Below are 15,724 nucleotides of genomic sequence, written 5' to 3' on the forward strand. Positions count from 1 at the left end.
CTGCCGGTGCTGATCGTGGGCGCCGGACCGACCGGGCTGACGCTGGGCTGCGAACTGGCTCGGCGCGGGATCGACTGTCTGGTGGTGGACAAGGCCGCGCAGCTCTTCATCGGTTCGCGCGGAAAGGGTTTGCAGCCAAGGACTCTGGAGGTCATCGACGATCTCGGCTTGATCGATGCGGTGGTTGCCAACGGTGCGCCGTTCCCGTCGTTCCGCATGTATGCGGACACTCAGGTGAAGTGGACGCGAACGGTGCAGGAGATGCTGGGCATCGCGCCGCTCGGACGCGGCGATGGCGTGCCCTATCCGAACACGTGGATCCTGCCGCAGTGGCGTACCGACGAGCTGCTCCGGGACCGACTGCTCGAACTCGGCGGGCGCCTCGAATTGCGCACGGAGCTGGTCGATTTCGTTCAGGACGACACCGGGGTCACGGCGACACTGCGTCGCAACGGTGAGCTCGAGCAGGTGCGTTCGCGGTATCTGGTCGGCACGGACGGCGGTGGCAGTGTCGTGCGCAAGACGCTCGGCGTCGGCTTCGAGGGCGAAACCTTCGAGACCGAGCGGACGTTGATCGGTGATGTCAAAGCTGAGGGCCTGTCTGGCACCTACTGCCACATGCTGACGACCGGCGATGTGCAGGAACGCTTTTCGCTGTGGTCCATGCCCGGGACCGACTACTACCAGTTCATTGCCAACATGACTGCGGACGACGTGCCTGAGCTGACCCTGGAAGCCGTGCAGAAGATCCTCGACGAACGGTCCGGCCGTTCGGATATCCGGTTGTTCGATCTGAATTGGATCTCGGTGTATCGGGTGAATGCTCGTATGGTGGACCGTTTTCGGGTCGACCGGGTGTTCCTGGCGGGCGACGCGGCGCACGTGCATTCCTCGTCCGGTGGGCAGGGGCTGAACACCAGCGTGCAGGATGCCTACAACCTCGGCTGGAAGTTGGCGGCCGTGCTGTCGGGCGCCCCGGACAGGTTGCTGGATACCTATGAGGCCGAGCGGTTTCCGATCGCGGCGCGGGTCCTCGACGTGACGACGCGCTCGCATCGCCGCGACTTTCGAGATGCGGAGCCCGGGCAGGAGAGTCTGGATATCTTCCAGCTGAAGGTCAACTATCGTGGCGGACCACTGGCCGTGGATGCGCGCGAGACGCCAGGCGCGGTGCGTGCGGGCGACCGTGCGCCCGACGCGCAGTGCGGTGATTCTCGTCTGTTCGACCTGTTCCGCGGTACTCATTTCACGGTGCTCGGGTTCGGCACCGATACTGCCGCAGCCGTTGCCGAAGTCGTTCGCGGACACGGTGATCGGGTCCGCGCGCAAGTTCTCGAACCCGGCGAGGCCGACCCGTCAACTGTCGGTCCAGCCTTCCGCAATTACGACATCGACCCGTCAGCTCCGGGCACGCTGGTTCTGGTCCGCCCGGACGGCTACATCGGTGTCATCGCCACGGACCCCGCGCCGATCCAGGACTTCCTAGCCGCCTGGTGATGTTCGGTCAGCCGAGATGTGTTCCGTACCAATCGAGTACCCGACGCCAGGCCTCGGTGGCGGCCTCCGGCGCGTAGCGCGGTCCGGTGTCGTTGAAGAACGCGTGATCGGCATTCGGCGCGACCCACATCTCGTGCGGATTGCCCGCGCGACCGAGCGCGGCCTCGGCGGCCGGGCGGGTGGCGTCCACGCGCGCGTCCGCCGCCGCGTAGATCCCCAGCACAGCGGCCTTGGAAGCGGAAAGGTCGCCGTTTTCGGGGAAGGGCCCGTAGAACGGCGTGGCCGCGGCGAGGGGAGGCGGCCCGGAGGCGAGCAACAACCAGACCAGGCCGCCGCCGAAGCAGAACCCGGTCGCGCCGAGCTTCTTGCCGGGGACTCGCTTGCCGAGCTCGTCGAGGCCCGCGCGCAGGTCAGCGTTGAACTGCTCCTGCGGGGTCTTGCTGAGCTCGGCGGTGGCCTGCGCCGGATCGGTGAAGGCCGCGGTGCCGCCCTTCTCGGAAAGCAGATCGACGGCGAGGGCCGAGTAGCCGGCTCCGGCGAATCGTCCTGTCACCGAACGGATGTGGTCGGTGAGGCCCTTGTTCTCGTGGATGACGAGCACGCCACCACGGGGCTGCGCCGCGGCGGCCCAGGCGCCCTGCAATTCGCGATTGTCGGGACCCGCGAAGGTAATCGGCGTTGTCGGCACCGCAGTGCCCGAGCCGGGTGGTGTGGATGGTGTTGCGGCCGAGGGCGGTTGCGAGGTCGCGGGTTGCGCGTTGTCCTCGCTGGCGCAGGCTGCGAGCAACGCGGCGGCCGCCGGGATACCGAACCCGAGCAGGCTCAGGCGGCGTAGCGCCTCACGGCGATTCAGCAGGCCGTCGGCATGATCGACGGCGATTTCTTCCGCGATATAGCGCTGCAGCGGCGTCATGCCCCCCAAGGTAGGCCCCGATGTCACGATCCGCGTGGCTTTCCGGCAACAGTTGGATCAGGCTTCACCTGCGAGCAGTCCGGTGGTGAGGATGTTCAGCAGTTCGGTGCAGGTGCTGGTGAAGTCGATGCGGGCGGCGGCCAGGTCGGGATGTTGCTCGTAGGCGGCGAGCATGGCCGCGGAGGGCTGGCTGTGTGTCCACAGCGCACCGGCGGTGAGCAGTGTCGCGACACAGAACTTCCGCGCGCGTTCCGCGCCGAACTCGGGGATCAGTCCGGCGACCAGGTCGGCGAACTCGCCCGTCGTGGCGATCGCGGCGCGTTTGAATCGGGTGGCGACGTCGGGGGAGATGTTGCGCTCCAGCACGGCCGCCTGGGAGCTGAACAGATCGCAGAGCACGGGGTTCTGCGCGAGTGACGTGACGATGGCGCGGATCAGGCGGTCGCGGCGGGTCGGCAGATCACCCGAGGTGTCCGAGAGCTCGGGTGTCAGCGCGACCAGCCACTCCCGGTAGGACACATCGAGCAATTCGAGTAGCACGGCCTCGCGAGAATCGAAGTAGCGCAACACATTCGACTTCGCCAACCCGACGCGTCGGGCGAGCTCGTTCAAGCCCACCTCGGCCACCGGCATCTGCGCCAGCATCGTCGCCGCCGTGTCGAGGATGGCGTGTCTGCGCAGCTCCCGTTGCTCTTCACTGCGTGCGCGTTGGAATCCGACCATGCCACCAGTATTTCAGACCGGCGGTCTCTTGACTACAGACCGGTGGTCCGTTAGCGTTGGATCTATCAACAGACCAACGGTCTCTTAAATCTCGGTAGGAGCTCGCGATGTATGAAGTACCTGATCAGACCGGCAAAACGGTAGTCATCACCGGTACGAACAGCGGCACCGGAAAGGAAGCGGCCGCGCGGTTGGCGGGTGCGGGCGCGCACGTGATCATGGCGGTGCGTACACCAGCCAAAGGCGAGCAGGCGAAGGCCGAGATCCTCGGTCGGCACCCGGGCGCGTCGCTCGAGGTGCGGCGCATCGATCTCGCCGATCTCGCCTCGGTCCGCGAATTCGCCGCGGGGCTGAGCGCCGAAGACCGGGCGCTGGATGTGCTGATCAACAACGCGGGCGTGATGGCGCCGCCGACCAGGAACGCCATCGCCGACGGGTTCGAGCTGCAATTCGGCAGTAACTTCCTCGGCCCGTTCGCGCTGACCATGCTGCTGCTTCCGCTGTTGCGCCGCACCGAGCGGCCTCGGGTCGCGACGATGAGCAGCGGCACCGCGATGTACGGGCGGATCCGGTTCGACGATCTGCAGTGGGAACGCCGCTACAGCCCGAACATGTCCTACGCGCAGTCGAAGCTGGCTGACCTCATGCTGACGATGCGGCTGGCCGAGATTGCCGAGGAGCGCGGCTGGAATCTGCTGAGCACTGGAGCTCATCCCGGCTACACCGTCACCAACCTGCAGACCGCGGGGGCGAGCCTCGGTGGCGAACGGCCGAAGCGGACGTTGCTCACCAGCCTGGACTTCCTGCCGAAGCAGCAGGTGGATCAGGGAGCCGAGCCGATTCTCTTCGCCGCGGTCGATCCGGCGGCGCGCAACGGCGAATACTACGGTCCCAGTGGACGATTCGGCCTCGTCGGCCCGACCGGTGTCGCATCGGTGCCGCGCCGGGCGCGGGACAAGGAGACCGCTCGGCGACTGTGGGACGAAGCTGAACGACTGACCGGAACCCTGTTGCCCGCCTGATTCTTAAATCAAACTGCGCGGTATCTATGGTGCCCGATTTGCGCAAATACGCTACCGCGCAACCGGATCGGTTCGCCGCTACTACCCGTGCGACAAACCGACCGGGCCGTACCTCCCCGTGATTTGCGAACAGATTGCTATGTTGTCACTCCAATACTGCGGAACCCAATCAACGTGCGGCACATCGGTCGAGGAGCAGGATGCTTTCGGGGCAGCAAGTGGCACAACGGTTTGTCAGTGCGGCTCGATTGGCGACGGTGCTATCGATGGTTGTGGTTGGCGGCGGGTTTGCGGTGGGATCGGCGGCGGGTCAGCCGGGCGAGGCCACGCACAGCGATCAGTGGACGGCGCTGCACGACGGGCCGCAGCCGTACACCGATGTACACATCGACTGGGATGTGCCGATCCGGATGAGCGACGGGGTCGTGCTGAAGGCGAACGTGTACCGGCCGGTGGACGCGGCGGGGACGGTGGAGCAGCGTCCGCTGCCGACCATCGTGAATCTCACGCCGTACACCAAACTGCTGTCCAACCTGGTCGATTCGGCGCTGGCGACGCCGGGATTGCAGCCGATGGTGATGGATCTGCTGCGCCGGATGAACCTATCGGGGACGCCGATCAGCGGCTTCGGCGATCTGCTGCACGCGCTCGATGGCGGCACTGTGCAGACCGTGCTCGGCATCGACCGCAGCTTGATTCGCAGCGGATACACCCTGGTGGTCGCGGATGTGCGCGGCACGGGGTTCTCCCAGGGCACGTGGGACACGCTCGGCGCTCGTGAACAACTGGACACCCGGGAAGTGATCGAGTGGGCCGCGGCGCAGCGGTGGTCCACCGGCAAGGTCGGCATGAGCGGCGGCTCCTATGCGGGCATCACGCAGCTGCGCGCGGCCGAAAACGCCCCCGCTGCACTGAAAGCCATCTTTCCGGTGGAACCGGGTAGTGACCTGATGCGCGATGTCGTCGCGCCGGGCGGCGGCATCGGCACCACCTTCCTGCCGCTCTGGCTCAGCAATGTGAACCAGACGAAGCTGGTCCCCGACGTGCGGTCGATGCTGAACGGGACGTTCGACTGGCGGTGGTTGAACGACCGCATGGCCGACCCGTCCACCAACTATGACTTGCTGACCCAGGCGCTGCTCACCCCAACGCTGGATCAGGTTCCGCAGACGCTGGCGGCAGCGCTGGATCATGAAAGTGACTTCCGGCAGGCCATTCTGGGGCATCCGGAGCGAATCACGGTGCCCACGTTCGTCTATGGCGGCTGGCATGACATCTTTGCCAACAGCGCGACCACGCTGTTCAACGCGATCCCGTTGCCCGCGAACAAGAAACAGCTGCTGGTCGGCGACACGTATCACGCGAATCCCGGCGCGGGCACGGGCGGGCCCGGTGGTCCGGCGCGGCTGGAGGTGTTGCAGCGGGTTTGGTTCGACAAGTGGCTCAAGGACATCGACCATGGCGTCGGCGAGTTCGGGCCGGTGACCGTGTGGGAACAGGGCGGTGGCTGGATCACGCTGGGCCAGTTCCCGCAGCAGGACACGACCCATCGGCGGGTCTACCTTTCGGCAGCGCCCAGCGGGACCGCCGAGAGCGTCTACGACGGGTCACTGTCGGCGGCAAAGCCGGACGAGCAGCGCACGCTGACGGTGTCGCCCGGCCTCGCGAACGCGTGTTCGCGTGACACCGCCCAGGGCGCCGCGGGGATGACCGCGGTATTCGATATGTGCGCCAAAGACTCTCGCATCGCCGAACGCAACGCGCTGACCTTCACCGGGACACCGGTAACCGAACCGACGGTGATCTCCGGTCCGATCAATATGCACCTCAACACCGTTCATGACGCGACCGACGGCTACTGGGCGGTCACCGTGAACGATGTTGCCCCCGAAGGGACTTCGACCGTGTTGAGCACCGGCCAGCTCACCGCGTCGATGCGCGCGGTCGACGAGGCGAAGAGCACCCGCTCGTCCAACGGCGACTACACCGCGCCCTACAACCCGATCACCCTGGACAGCCTGTTGCCCGTCGTTCCCGGTGAGCCCGTTGCGCTCGACATCGCCGTGATCCCGATCCAGGCGGTGCTGCAACCCGGACATCGGCTACGTGTCGACGTGTTCGCCGGGAACTCGCCCAAGGCACTGCCTTTCCGGCCGCTGCTCAACAACACCGAACTCAAACCGCAGTCCCTGCAACTGGATCCGGCCCAGCCGAGCTTCGTGAACCTGCCGACCAGCAGGCCGCTCGGCTGAGTCAGCTGCACACGGCGCGGGCCACGCGGGCGTGCAGACGCTCGGGCCCGAGTTCGTCCTGTCCTACATAGCCCGCGATGAGGTCGGGTGCGCTGAGGTCCTCGACGCTGTCGAAGCCTGCCGCACGCAGTTCCGCCGCCAGTTCAGCGGCGGTGAAGTGGCTCAACAACGGTTCGCCGAGCGCGGCCATGCGGTCCGCTCGCGCCTGTAGTTGTGCTCGGTGTTCCGGTGCGGCTTCGGATGCTGGCGGGATGTAGTCCAAGACCAACCGAACCGGAGTCGCCTGCCCGGCCATGTAGCGCAATGTCGACTGGATGGCCTCCCTGGTCAGATACATCACGACACCGAGCCAAACGAACACCGCAGGTTGGTCTCCGGCGAAGCCCGCAGAGGCCAAACCTGTTGCCAGCGTTTCACTCTCGAAGTCGATCGGTGCGAAGGTCAGCGAATCGGGGACGGTGATTCCCGCCTCGGCGAGCAGCTGACGCTTCCACGCCTGCGTCGCGGGATGGTCGACTTCGAAGACGCGCAGCGTCGGATCGGGATTGCGATAGGCGAAGGTGTCCAAGCCCGCGCCGAGGATCACCACCTGCCGCGCCCCGTCCGCCACCGCCTCGGCGACCGTTTCCTCCGCGAAGCGCGACCGGCTCGCCATGAACAACCGGCGGACGCGATGAAATGCGACGTCCTCGCCCGCCGTCGCGGCATTGGTCTGGTCGGTCAGCTCCGCAGCGGTCAGGCCCATGATCGACACGGCCAGGGGATCGGTGAATACCCGTGGCTCGGGAGCGATTTGGTGGTATGCGCGCACATGCGCGGTAGCGAGCGCCGTCCGGCTCGGCTTGCCGACCTCCATGTCAGATCTTCCCTTGCACCTGTCCGGCGATCAGCTCGAGGTGGTCGAGGTCGGCGAGATCCAGTATCTGCAGGTAGATCCGCTGCGCGCCGATCTCGGCGTAGCGGCCGATCTTGTCGACCACCTCGGCGGGCGAACCGGCCAGGCCGTTCGCCTTCAGCTCGTCGACCTCGCGACCGATCGCCGCGGCTCGGCGGGCCACCTCGGCGTCGTTCGCGCCGACGCAGGCGACGAGTGCGTTGGAGTAGACGAGGTCGTCGGCCCGGCGACCGCGCGCCACAGCGGCGGCACGGACTCGCTCGAACTGGGCGGCGCTGTCCTCGATCGAGGAGAACGGCATGTTGAACTCGGTGGCGTACTGCGCGGCCAAACGCGGTGTGCGGGTGGCACCGTGACCGCCGATCAGCACCGGCACCGGATCCTGCACCGGCTTGGGCAGCGCGGGGGAGTTGGTCAGCTGGTAGTGCTTGCCGTCGAAGTCGAACTTGTCACCGAGCTTGGTCGACCACAGCCCGGTGATGATCGCGAGCTGCTCCTCGAACCGCGCGAACTTGTCTGCGGGGAACGGGATTCCGTAAGCGGCGTGTTCGTCGGCGAACCAGCCACTGCCGAGGCCGAGTTCCACCCGGCCGCCCGACATCTGGTCCACCTGCGCGACCTGAATCGCCAGCGGCCCGGGCAGCCGGAAGGTGGCGGCGGTCACCAGCGTGCCCAGCCGGATCCGCTTGGTCTCCCGCGCCAGCCCGGCCAGGGTGATCCAGGCATCGGTCGGTCCGGGCAGCCCGTCCACCCCACCCATCGCCGCGTAGTGGTCGGACCGGAAGAAGGCATCGAATCCCAGGTCCTCGGTGGCCTTGGCGACGGCCAGCAACGTGTCGTAGCTCGCGCCCTGCTGCGGTTCTGTGAAGATGCGCAATTCCATGACGACCATCGTGCCCGAGGACACTTCCGGACGGTACGACCGGGGGCCGCTGCTCACCCCGCGCTATGACTTCGCCACCGAGGAATGATGGGGGCGATTGGAGGTTCCGATGAGTGGGTCTATCGCGGGGATCGTGGCGTATCCGGTGACGCCGTTCAGTGCTGACAGCGGCAAGGTCGAGGAGGGGGTGCTGCGGGGACTGGTGGATCGGCTGGTCGACGCGGGCGTGGATGGTGTTGCGCCACTGGGGAGTACCGGGGAGAGCGCGTATCTCGACGATCAGGAGTGGGCGGCGGTGGCGTCGATCTGTGTGGAGCAGGTCGATGGGCGGGTGCCGACGGTGGTCGGGGTGTCGGAGTTGACCACCGCGGGGACGATCGCCCGGGCTCGGCTTGCGGAACGGCTCGGTGCGACGGCGCTGATGATGTTGCCGGTGGCTTACTGGCGATTGACCGAGGCGGAGCTGCGCAGACACTTCACCGCGGTCGCCGACGCGGTGGCACTGCCGATCATGGCTTACACCAATCCCGGCACCAGCGGCATCGACATGACGCCGGAATTCCTGGTCGATCTCGTCGCAGCCGTGGACAACATCACGATGATCAAGGAATCCAGCGGGGATATCGCGCGGATGCGGCGGCTCGCGGAACACGGTGTGCCGTTCTTCAACGGCAGCAATCGGCTCGCGCTGCAGGCGTTCGACGCCGGTGCCGTCGGATGGTGCACGGCCGCACCGTGTTTGGTGCCGCAGCAGATCGTGGAGGTGTGGCGGCTGCTGACGGCGGGCGAAACCGCGGCGGCGACAGGGCTTTTCGAGCGGCTGGAACCATTGCTCACCGCAATGAGCCGTGGCGGCCTGCCGAGGACTGTCAAAGCGGGACTGCGGTCGCTCGGGATCGACGTGGGCGACCCGCGACCGCCACTGCTGTCGGTGGACAACGACACGTATCGCGCGCTGGCTGAACTGATCGCGGCGGCCCGCTGATCGCGCCCGAGCGCGGCGATCGCTGCGGGCGCCGACGTGCGACACCAGGCATCGTGGCGGCCGCGCTAATGTCTAGTCGGACATATCGCGCGGCCCACCGATGGCGTCGCGCAACCAGCAAAGGAGCCGATGTGCCGGAACGAGCGCTGCCCGTCGTGGTTGTGATGGGGGTGTCGGGGTCCGGCAAGTCGACGGTCGGCAGAGCACTCGCCGCCGAGCTCGGGGTCGAATACGCCGAGGGCGATGATTTCCACCCCCAAGCGAACATCGCCAAGATGGCCGCAGGCATCCCACTGGACGACGCGGACCGGGCTCCGTGGCTCGACACGGTTGCCGCGTGGATGGGCGAACACACCAGGCGAGGCGGCGTGGTCACCTGCTCGGCACTGAAACGTGCCTACCGCGACCGACTGCGCGCCGCCGCACCTGACGCGTTCTTCCTCCATCTGGCCGCATCGCACGAAGAACTCGCGCACCGAATGACCGATCGCACCGGACATTTCATGCCGTCGAGCCTGCTCGACTCGCAGCTGGCCGCGCTGGAGCCGCTGGCCGGTGACGAGCGCGGTACAACAGTCGACGCGACCCGAGACCCCGCCGAGCTGGCACGCGAAACCTCGGCGGTACTGCACGCGCTGTGACGCCGTGCCCGCTCAGATAGCGCGCCACAGTGACAGCCGCACACCTTCTGATGCCCCGCACATCGACTCGCCGCACTGACACGCGTGCGGATGTCAAAGGTTGTGCGGCTGCCGATCCAACGCGCGCAGTTCGTCAGCGATCGCCCGGCAGAAATCGTCGAGGTCGTCCGGATTGCGCGAAGTGATCAGCGCCCAGCCGTTCTCGGCCGACCGGACCACCGGCTGATCGACCCACCGGCCACCTGCGTTGGTCAGGTCGGTGCGCAGCGAGAAGTACGAGGTCAGCGTCTTGTCCGGGGTGAGCTCGGCCTCGACCAGCAGCCACGGCCCATGGCAGATCGCGGCAATCGGTTTACCCGCGGCAGCGAACCCCTTGGCCAGTTCGACCGCTCGATCCTCCGCACGCAACTTGTCGGCATTGACCGTGCCACCGGGCACCACCAATACGTCGAAGTCGTCCACCTCGACATCCTCGAGCGCCGAATCCGGCTGCACCGTGACGTCCTTCTCGGTGTCGTGCTCGAAGGTCTGCACCTGCTCGTTCTTGGGTGCGGCGTGCACGACCGTGGCCCCCCGCTCCGTCAACTTCTTCTGTGGAACCAACAGCTCATCCCGCTCGACACCCGTGTTCGAAGTGATGATCAGTACGCGCGTCCCATTCAGGTCTTCCGACATGCCGACAACTCCCTTCCATCATTCGTCTCAGGAGTAGGCGTGCCGCGAATCCGGAAAGCTAAACCTCTACAGCCCGCCGAGTCGGGTGAGCACCTCGAACGCCACGTCGGCGCTGCGCCACAGCGCGTCGATCTCGACGCGGGCCGCCGGGGCCAGGGCGGGATCGGTCAGCGCGAGTCCGTTGCCGAAGATCACCACGTTGGCACCCGCATCGGCGAGGCGGAGCAGCTGCGGGGTGGCGACGCCTTGGCCGACGATCAGGTCGAGGCCCTCGCCGACGAAGTAGAACCGCCACAGCGGCCCGAGATCGCCGTGATAGATCTCCTTGGTCGCGCTGACGATCAACGAACCCTGCTGCGCGATCGAGTCGACGATCTTGAAGTAGTCGGACGCGTTGGCGGGCGTGCCGTTGACCGCGGCCACCGCGTAGGACAGGTCGACGGACAGATGCGCGTCGTATCCGGCCATCGCGACGCGGGCCGGGGACCGGTCGCAGCGGCGGGCGAGGTCGAAGTAGTTGGTCCACTGCGGATCGGTCGGCGCGCCGGTGAATTCGGCGTGCACGTTGCGCAGGAACCGGGACAGCAGTTCGAGGCTGATCCGATGCGCCCACTCGGGATCGGCGAACGCGGCCGGGTCGCGCTGCAACGGCATCACCGCGGCCTGCTCGACGGCGTCGAGGCCGAGCGCGAAGACGCCGCGCAGATCGCGATGCTCGACGAGGATCTGGGTCAGCTGCCGATGCTGTTCGACGGCCTGTTCCAGCTGTCGCAGCGAGGAACCGGTGAGCGTGCTGGTGTCGGACAGCGCGGCGATCGAGGAAATCTCGGCGGGCGACAACGCGGTGCCACAGGCGGAGTCGACGGCGGCGGAGGCCTGGCCCGCGCCGAACAGCGTGGCGCCGCCGAGCAGCAGAGCCGAGACGAGGGCGAGGCGGATGGTGGTGATCATGTGCTGCTCCGGGAGGTGCACGCGCCGCTTGGTCCGTCGGCGAACGTGCGCTGACGGTCGGCGACGACGAGTGGGCGGGTCGAGACATTCCGGCGAAACCGGAGGTGGCCCAACATTAGCGGACTCGACCCAGCTGTTGCTCATGCTGCAACGACCCGAACCTATTGCCCGGTGGGGCAAGTCCCGCCGGACACACTCTGCAGGCAGATCCCGGAGATATCGGAGATCAGGAACCCCGCGCCGATGACCAGCGACCCCACCGCGATCACCCCGAACAACCCGACCCACAGCAGGCCGGGCAGGTGGGTGAGGCGGGCGAGCTGATCGGCGTCGGAGGCGACGTCCTCCTGGTAGCGGCTGCGCAGCTGACGGGAGCGGCCGCGCTGCAATTCGATCACCGGCCGCGCGCCGGCAAGCAACAGGAACCACGCGCCGAGATAGGCGAAACCCGCTTGCAGCGTGTCGGTACCGAACCAGGACACCGCGAACACGGTCGCGCCGACCGCGAACACCGTCAGCATGCCGTAGACATTGCGCGTCATGATCAGCACCGCGGCCAGCAACGCGATGGCGACCCACAGCATCAGCGTGATCCGGCTCGCGCCGAGCAGTGCGGCGAAGCCGAGCCCGAGCAGCGGCGGCCCGGGATAGCCCGCCATCGTCGTCAGAATCATGCCGAGGCCGTAGGGTTTTCCGCTCGACACGGTGAGACCCGAAGTGTCCGAATGCAATCGGATGCTATTGAGCCTGCGTCCGGTGAGCAGCGCGACCAGCGCGTGCCCGCCCTCGTGCGCGATGGTGACGATATTGCGGGTGAATCGCCAGATGGGCGTGTATCCGACGAGCACCAGCGCCACCACGCCGGCGCCGGCCACCAACCACCACGGCGGCTGGGTTTGCGTTGTCGTCAAGCGGTCGACGATGGAGGTGCCACGCTCGACCCATTCGGCTCTGTCCACCGCCGCACCTTATCCGGCGCCGGACATCTCCGCTCGGAGCTGACGTTTGTAGATCTTCCCGGCATCGTCGCGGGGCAGCTCGGCCACGATCCGCAGCACCCTCGGCATCTTGTACGAGGCGAGCTGCCCGGTCAGGCCGGTGCGGATGCCTTCCTCGGTGAGCTCGGCGCCGGGTCGCGGAACAATCTGGGCGGCAACGGCTTCGCCGAGATCGCCGTGGTGCGGGATGCCGAACACCGCGACGTCCTCGACGCCCTCCAGGGCCATGATGGCGTTCTCGATCTCGGCGGGATAGATGTTCACGCCGCCGGAGATGATGATCTCGGCGGAGCGTCCGGTGAGGTAGAGGAAGCCTTCGTCGTCGAGATAACCGCGGTCGCCGACGGCGAGGAAGCCCGGTATCGGACTCTCCGCTTCGCCGGTGTCGTGCAGGTAGCGGAACTTCGGCCAGTAGTCGGCGCCGCGCACGAACACCTGACCGGTCTCGCCCGTGGGCAGCGGCTCGCCCGCGTCGTCCGCGATGACGACGGCCGCGCCGTCCGCCGGACGGCCGACGCTGCCCGGATGCGCCAGCCATTCGGCGGCGGAGATCCAGGTGATGGTGCCCGCTTCGGCGCAGCCGTAGTACTCGATCAGCGCGTCGCCGAACCAGTCGATCGCGGCCTGCTTCACCGCGGGCGGGCAGGGGGCCGAGGAGTGGATGAGATGGGTGAGGCTGGAGACGTCGTAGCGGTCGCGCACCTCCCGGGGCAGCGAGAGCAACCGGGACAGCATGGTCGGCACCACCTTGGCCTGGGTGATGCGGCGCTCGTCGACGATGCGCAGGAACTGCTCGGCGTCCCAGCGCGGCATGATGGTGATGTTGGTGCCCACCCGCAAGGCCAGCGTCGCGATTCCGTTCGGGCTCGCGTGATAGAGCGGACCGGGAATCACCGCCTGCCCGCGCGGGGTGAGACCGAGTCGCTTGGCCGCGCTGCCTGCGATCGATAACCACTGGTGTGGGGTCATCCGTTCGCGCAGCACGCCTTTGGGCCGTCCGGTGGTGCCGGAGGTGTAGATCAAGCCGGTCGAGTCGTCGCGCGAGCCCTCGATGCGGCCGAGCGGTTCGACATGAGCGTCGAGCCACTGCTCCAGGGTCGCGTGCCTGCCGGTCGGCTCGGCCAGTGCCGCGTCCAGTCCGGCCGCGGCGAGCAGTTCGCTCGGCATAGCGATCTCGAGGATGGGCGTATCGGCTTGCGGCACAGCCTGTTCCACGATATCGATGAACTCGGTGTGCGCGATCACCAGGCGTGCGTCGCTGTCGACGAGCACGTGCGCGACCTCGGGCACCCGCCAATGTGTGTTGATCGGCACCGAATTCGCCCCGCAGACCGCGACGGCCAGGGACACCTCGACGAATTCGATGTCGTTGCGGATCATCATCGCGACGCGGTCGCCGGGCCGCACCCCGGCCGCGGCGAGCGCGGCGGCCAGCCGTCCCGCCCGCTGATGCGCCTCGGCCTGCGGCCGAACCCGGCCCGCGCAGGTAATGGTTGGTGTTGACATGCTGCCCGAAGCATCGCCCATGATTCGCAGTCTGCCACTTCCTCAGCTACCGGGTAGCAAGAGCCGGGTCACGATGTTTTGGTCAGGATTCCGGTCATGTCGCCGATGACGCTGCGGGTGCGATAGGCCAGGGTCCCGTCGGGTTGCAGCTGGATGTGCGTTGTCGAACCGTCGTCGTTGCAGCCGCCGCTGTCCTCGGTGAGCCGGGCGGTCAGCGTGACTTCTTCCGTGCTCGCGGCCGTCAGTGTCTCGGCCCGGCCGCAGGTCATGCCGACGAGTTTGCCGGTGTTGGACGAGGTGCCGAGTTCCTCGCCGACCGTGCCCGCGTTGAGGGTCAGCACGATGTCGAAGCTGGCGAGTTTGTCCTTGGCGACGCCCTTCCACTCACCGACGAATGCTTCCGGCAGCTCGGCGGCGGGCTCGCCGGTCGAGGTGGCGGATTGGTCGGTGGCGCCGTCGGAGCCGGTGAACTGCTTGGTGATCACGAAGGCGGCGGCCGCGATCACGAGGCACAGTGCGAGCGCACCGGCGATCAACGCGACGCGGCGGCGTGGGCGTTGGCGGGTGGGCTGTGGTGCGGGCTGGGCGGCTGACTGCGGTGGTTGCTGCGGATTGTATGAGCCGTCCTGCGGTCCGTAGGAGCCGTCTTGTGGTCCATAGGAATACGGCTGACTCGGCGGGTGGCCGGGATCGGGCGCGCCCTGCCACCACGATCGCGGCGTGACGTCCGGTTGTCCGGCACCGGGCAGGCTCGTGGCGGTCCGGACATTCGGATCCGTGAACGGCCGCACCACCGTCTCGGCGGTTCGGGTCGGATTCTTGCTCAGTGCCTCCGGCACGTCGAAGGGCCCGGAGTCCAGGTCCAGCAACTGCACAGCGCGCCTACTGACCTCTTCCAGCGCGGGCCCGGGGAGCCAGCCGCCGCGGCCAGGGAGACCGAGTTCGGTCAGGTCGGCGATGATGCGCTCGGGGGTCGGCCGAGCGGCCGGGTCTTTGCTCAGGCAGGCCGCGATGAGTGGGCGCAGGCGTTCCGGCACCGCGTCGAGTCGCGGCTCCTCGTACACCACCCGCCACAGCATCTGCACCATCTCGCCGATCCCGAACGGACCCTGCCCGGTGGCCGCGAACACCAGCACGCCGCCGAGTGCGAACACATCGCTCGCCGGGCCGACCGGCTCGCCGGTCACCTGCTCGGGACACATGAATCCCGGTGAGCCGATGACCTTTCCGGTGGTGGTGAACTGGCTGTCGTCGATCGCGCGGGCGATGCCGAAGTCGATCACCTTGGGGCCGTCGAGGGCGAGCAGCACGTTGGACGGTTTCAGGTCGCGGTGCACCAGATCGGCGGCGTGCACGGCGACCAAGGCCTCGGCCAGCCCGTGCGCGAGCACGATCAGCGAGCTCTCGGTGAACGGGCCGTATTCCTCGACCGCTTCGGTCAGCGAGAATCCGGCCACGTAACCCGTTGCCAGCCACGGCGGATTCGCGTCGACATCGGCATCGAGGACCGCCGCGGTGAATTGCCCGCCGACCCGTCGGGCGGCGGTGACCTCGCGGCGGAACCGCTCCCGGAATTCGTTGTCGCCGACCAGATCCGGCCGGATCACCTTGACCGCGACGGTCCGGCCACCGGCATTGCGGCCCAGATACACCCGGCCCATGCCGCCCGCACCGAGCACGCCGAGTAGCCGGTAGTCGCCGATCCGCGTGGGATCGTCTGCGCCGAGCGGTCGCATCGCGATGCTGGTCCCTTCGAGTGTCGAACATCGAAAGGTTACCTACC

At 67.4% G+C, this 15,724-nt stretch carries 14 protein-coding genes; 5 read left to right on the forward strand and 9 right to left on the reverse strand.

Translation table 11 applies throughout. The features are described 5' to 3' along the window. A complete protein-coding gene (locus tag ACQPW1_RS21320) occupies positions 1-1,497 on the forward strand; it encodes an FAD-dependent monooxygenase (RefSeq protein WP_433665297.1) in 1,497 nt (498 codons plus the stop codon). Positions 1,498-1,504: 7 nt separating this feature from the next. Here ACQPW1_RS21320 and ACQPW1_RS21325 read toward each other — a convergent pair whose 3' ends face one another. Further along, positions 1,505-2,410, reverse strand: a complete 906-nt coding sequence (locus ACQPW1_RS21325; protein WP_433664454.1) for a dienelactone hydrolase family protein — start codon at positions 2,408-2,410, stop codon at positions 1,505-1,507. Positions 2,411-2,467: 57 nt separating this feature from the next. Continuing rightward, the gene (locus tag ACQPW1_RS21330) at positions 2,468-3,133 is read right to left on the reverse strand and encodes a TetR family transcriptional regulator (protein WP_433664455.1); all 666 of its coding nucleotides are present in this window, start codon (positions 3,131-3,133) and stop codon (positions 2,468-2,470) included. 107 nt (positions 3,134-3,240) lie between these two features. Here ACQPW1_RS21330 and ACQPW1_RS21335 point away from each other — a divergent pair, with 107 nt between their 5' ends. Together ACQPW1_RS21335 and ACQPW1_RS21340 are read left to right on the forward strand one after the other, a co-directional pair. After that, positions 3,241-4,155 (forward strand): SDR family oxidoreductase, encoded by a 915-nt coding sequence (locus ACQPW1_RS21335; protein ID WP_433664456.1) that lies wholly within the window; start codon positions 3,241-3,243, stop codon positions 4,153-4,155. A gap of 266 nt (positions 4,156-4,421) precedes the next feature. Further along, positions 4,422-6,407 carry a CocE/NonD family hydrolase gene (locus ACQPW1_RS21340; RefSeq protein ID WP_433664457.1) on the forward strand — a complete coding sequence of 662 codons (1,986 nt, stop codon included), beginning with the start codon at positions 4,422-4,424 and terminating at the stop codon, positions 6,405-6,407. Position 6,408: 1 nt separating this feature from the next. On the opposite strand, the gene ACQPW1_RS21345 is transcribed toward ACQPW1_RS21340, so the two are convergent. Further along, positions 6,409-7,263, reverse strand: a complete 855-nt coding sequence (locus ACQPW1_RS21345; RefSeq protein ID WP_433664458.1) for a class I SAM-dependent methyltransferase — start codon at positions 7,261-7,263, stop codon at positions 6,409-6,411. A 1-nt stretch (position 7,264) separates the two neighbouring features. Next, the gene (locus ACQPW1_RS21350; protein ID WP_433664459.1) at positions 7,265-8,185 is read right to left on the reverse strand and encodes an LLM class F420-dependent oxidoreductase; all 921 of its coding nucleotides are present in this window, start codon (positions 8,183-8,185) and stop codon (positions 7,265-7,267) included. A gap of 109 nt (positions 8,186-8,294) precedes the next feature. Here ACQPW1_RS21350 and ACQPW1_RS21355 point away from each other — a divergent pair, with 109 nt between their 5' ends. Beyond that, positions 8,295-9,170, forward strand: a complete 876-nt coding sequence (locus tag ACQPW1_RS21355) for a dihydrodipicolinate synthase family protein (protein WP_433664460.1) — start codon at positions 8,295-8,297, stop codon at positions 9,168-9,170. 164 nt (positions 9,171-9,334) lie between these two features. Beyond that, positions 9,335-9,811 carry a gluconokinase gene (locus ACQPW1_RS21360; protein WP_433665298.1) on the forward strand — a complete coding sequence of 159 codons (477 nt, stop codon included), beginning with the start codon at positions 9,335-9,337 and terminating at the stop codon, positions 9,809-9,811. Between the two features lie 93 nt (positions 9,812-9,904). Here the strand turns inward: ACQPW1_RS21360 and ACQPW1_RS21365 are convergent, their stop codons facing one another. The 5 genes from ACQPW1_RS21365 to ACQPW1_RS21385 form a co-directional block, all read right to left on the reverse strand. Then, positions 9,905-10,486: a type 1 glutamine amidotransferase domain-containing protein gene (locus ACQPW1_RS21365; protein ID WP_433664461.1), complete on the reverse strand. Its 582-nt coding sequence runs from the start codon at positions 10,484-10,486 to the stop codon at positions 9,905-9,907. A gap of 66 nt (positions 10,487-10,552) precedes the next feature. Continuing rightward, a complete protein-coding gene (locus ACQPW1_RS21370) occupies positions 10,553-11,437 on the reverse strand; it encodes a DUF5995 family protein (RefSeq protein WP_433664462.1) in 885 nt (294 codons plus the stop codon). A 161-nt stretch (positions 11,438-11,598) separates the two neighbouring features. Then, positions 11,599-12,396 carry a M50 family metallopeptidase gene (locus tag ACQPW1_RS21375; protein ID WP_433664463.1) on the reverse strand — a complete coding sequence of 266 codons (798 nt, stop codon included), beginning with the start codon at positions 12,394-12,396 and terminating at the stop codon, positions 11,599-11,601. A 9-nt stretch (positions 12,397-12,405) separates the two neighbouring features. Further along, complete coding sequence (locus ACQPW1_RS21380) at positions 12,406-13,962, reverse strand: AMP-binding protein (RefSeq protein WP_433664464.1); 1,557 nt, start codon at positions 13,960-13,962, stop codon at positions 12,406-12,408. 47 nt (positions 13,963-14,009) lie between these two features. Beyond that, entirely contained in the window at positions 14,010-15,677 is a 1,668-nt protein-coding gene (locus ACQPW1_RS21385; RefSeq protein WP_433664465.1) for a protein kinase domain-containing protein, read from the reverse strand. Positions 15,678-15,724 lie beyond the last annotated feature (47 nt).

This window comes from Nocardia sp. CA-128927 (assembly GCF_050955855.1).
GTDB lineage: Bacteria > Actinomycetota > Actinomycetes > Mycobacteriales > Mycobacteriaceae > Nocardia.

What these genes read in the sequence shown, in the direction of transcription:
- ACQPW1_RS21385 (WP_433664465.1), bottom strand. Translation starts at nt 15,677, where the DNA reads ATGCGACCGCTCGGCGCAGACGATCCCACGCGGATCGGCGACTACCGG.
- ACQPW1_RS21360 (WP_433665298.1), top strand. Translation starts at nt 9,335, where the DNA reads ATGGGGGTGTCGGGGTCCGGCAAGTCGACGGTCGGCAGAGCACTCGCC.
- ACQPW1_RS21345 (WP_433664458.1), bottom strand. Translation starts at nt 7,263, where the DNA reads ATGGAGGTCGGCAAGCCGAGCCGGACGGCGCTCGCTACCGCGCATGTG.
- ACQPW1_RS21355 (WP_433664460.1), top strand. Translation starts at nt 8,295, where the DNA reads ATGAGTGGGTCTATCGCGGGGATCGTGGCGTATCCGGTGACGCCGTTC.
- ACQPW1_RS21335 (WP_433664456.1), top strand. Translation starts at nt 3,241, where the DNA reads ATGTATGAAGTACCTGATCAGACCGGCAAAACGGTAGTCATCACCGGT.
- ACQPW1_RS21325 (WP_433664454.1), bottom strand. Translation starts at nt 2,410, where the DNA reads ATGACGCCGCTGCAGCGCTATATCGCGGAAGAAATCGCCGTCGATCAT.
- ACQPW1_RS21340 (WP_433664457.1), top strand. Translation starts at nt 4,422, where the DNA reads ATGGTTGTGGTTGGCGGCGGGTTTGCGGTGGGATCGGCGGCGGGTCAG.
- ACQPW1_RS21350 (WP_433664459.1), bottom strand. Translation starts at nt 8,185, where the DNA reads ATGGAATTGCGCATCTTCACAGAACCGCAGCAGGGCGCGAGCTACGAC.
- ACQPW1_RS21330 (WP_433664455.1), bottom strand. Translation starts at nt 3,133, where the DNA reads ATGGTCGGATTCCAACGCGCACGCAGTGAAGAGCAACGGGAGCTGCGC.
- ACQPW1_RS21370 (WP_433664462.1), bottom strand. Translation starts at nt 11,437, where the DNA reads ATGATCACCACCATCCGCCTCGCCCTCGTCTCGGCTCTGCTGCTCGGC.
- ACQPW1_RS21365 (WP_433664461.1), bottom strand. Translation starts at nt 10,486, where the DNA reads ATGTCGGAAGACCTGAATGGGACGCGCGTACTGATCATCACTTCGAAC.
- ACQPW1_RS21380 (WP_433664464.1), bottom strand. Translation starts at nt 13,962, where the DNA reads ATGGGCGATGCTTCGGGCAGCATGTCAACACCAACCATTACCTGCGCG.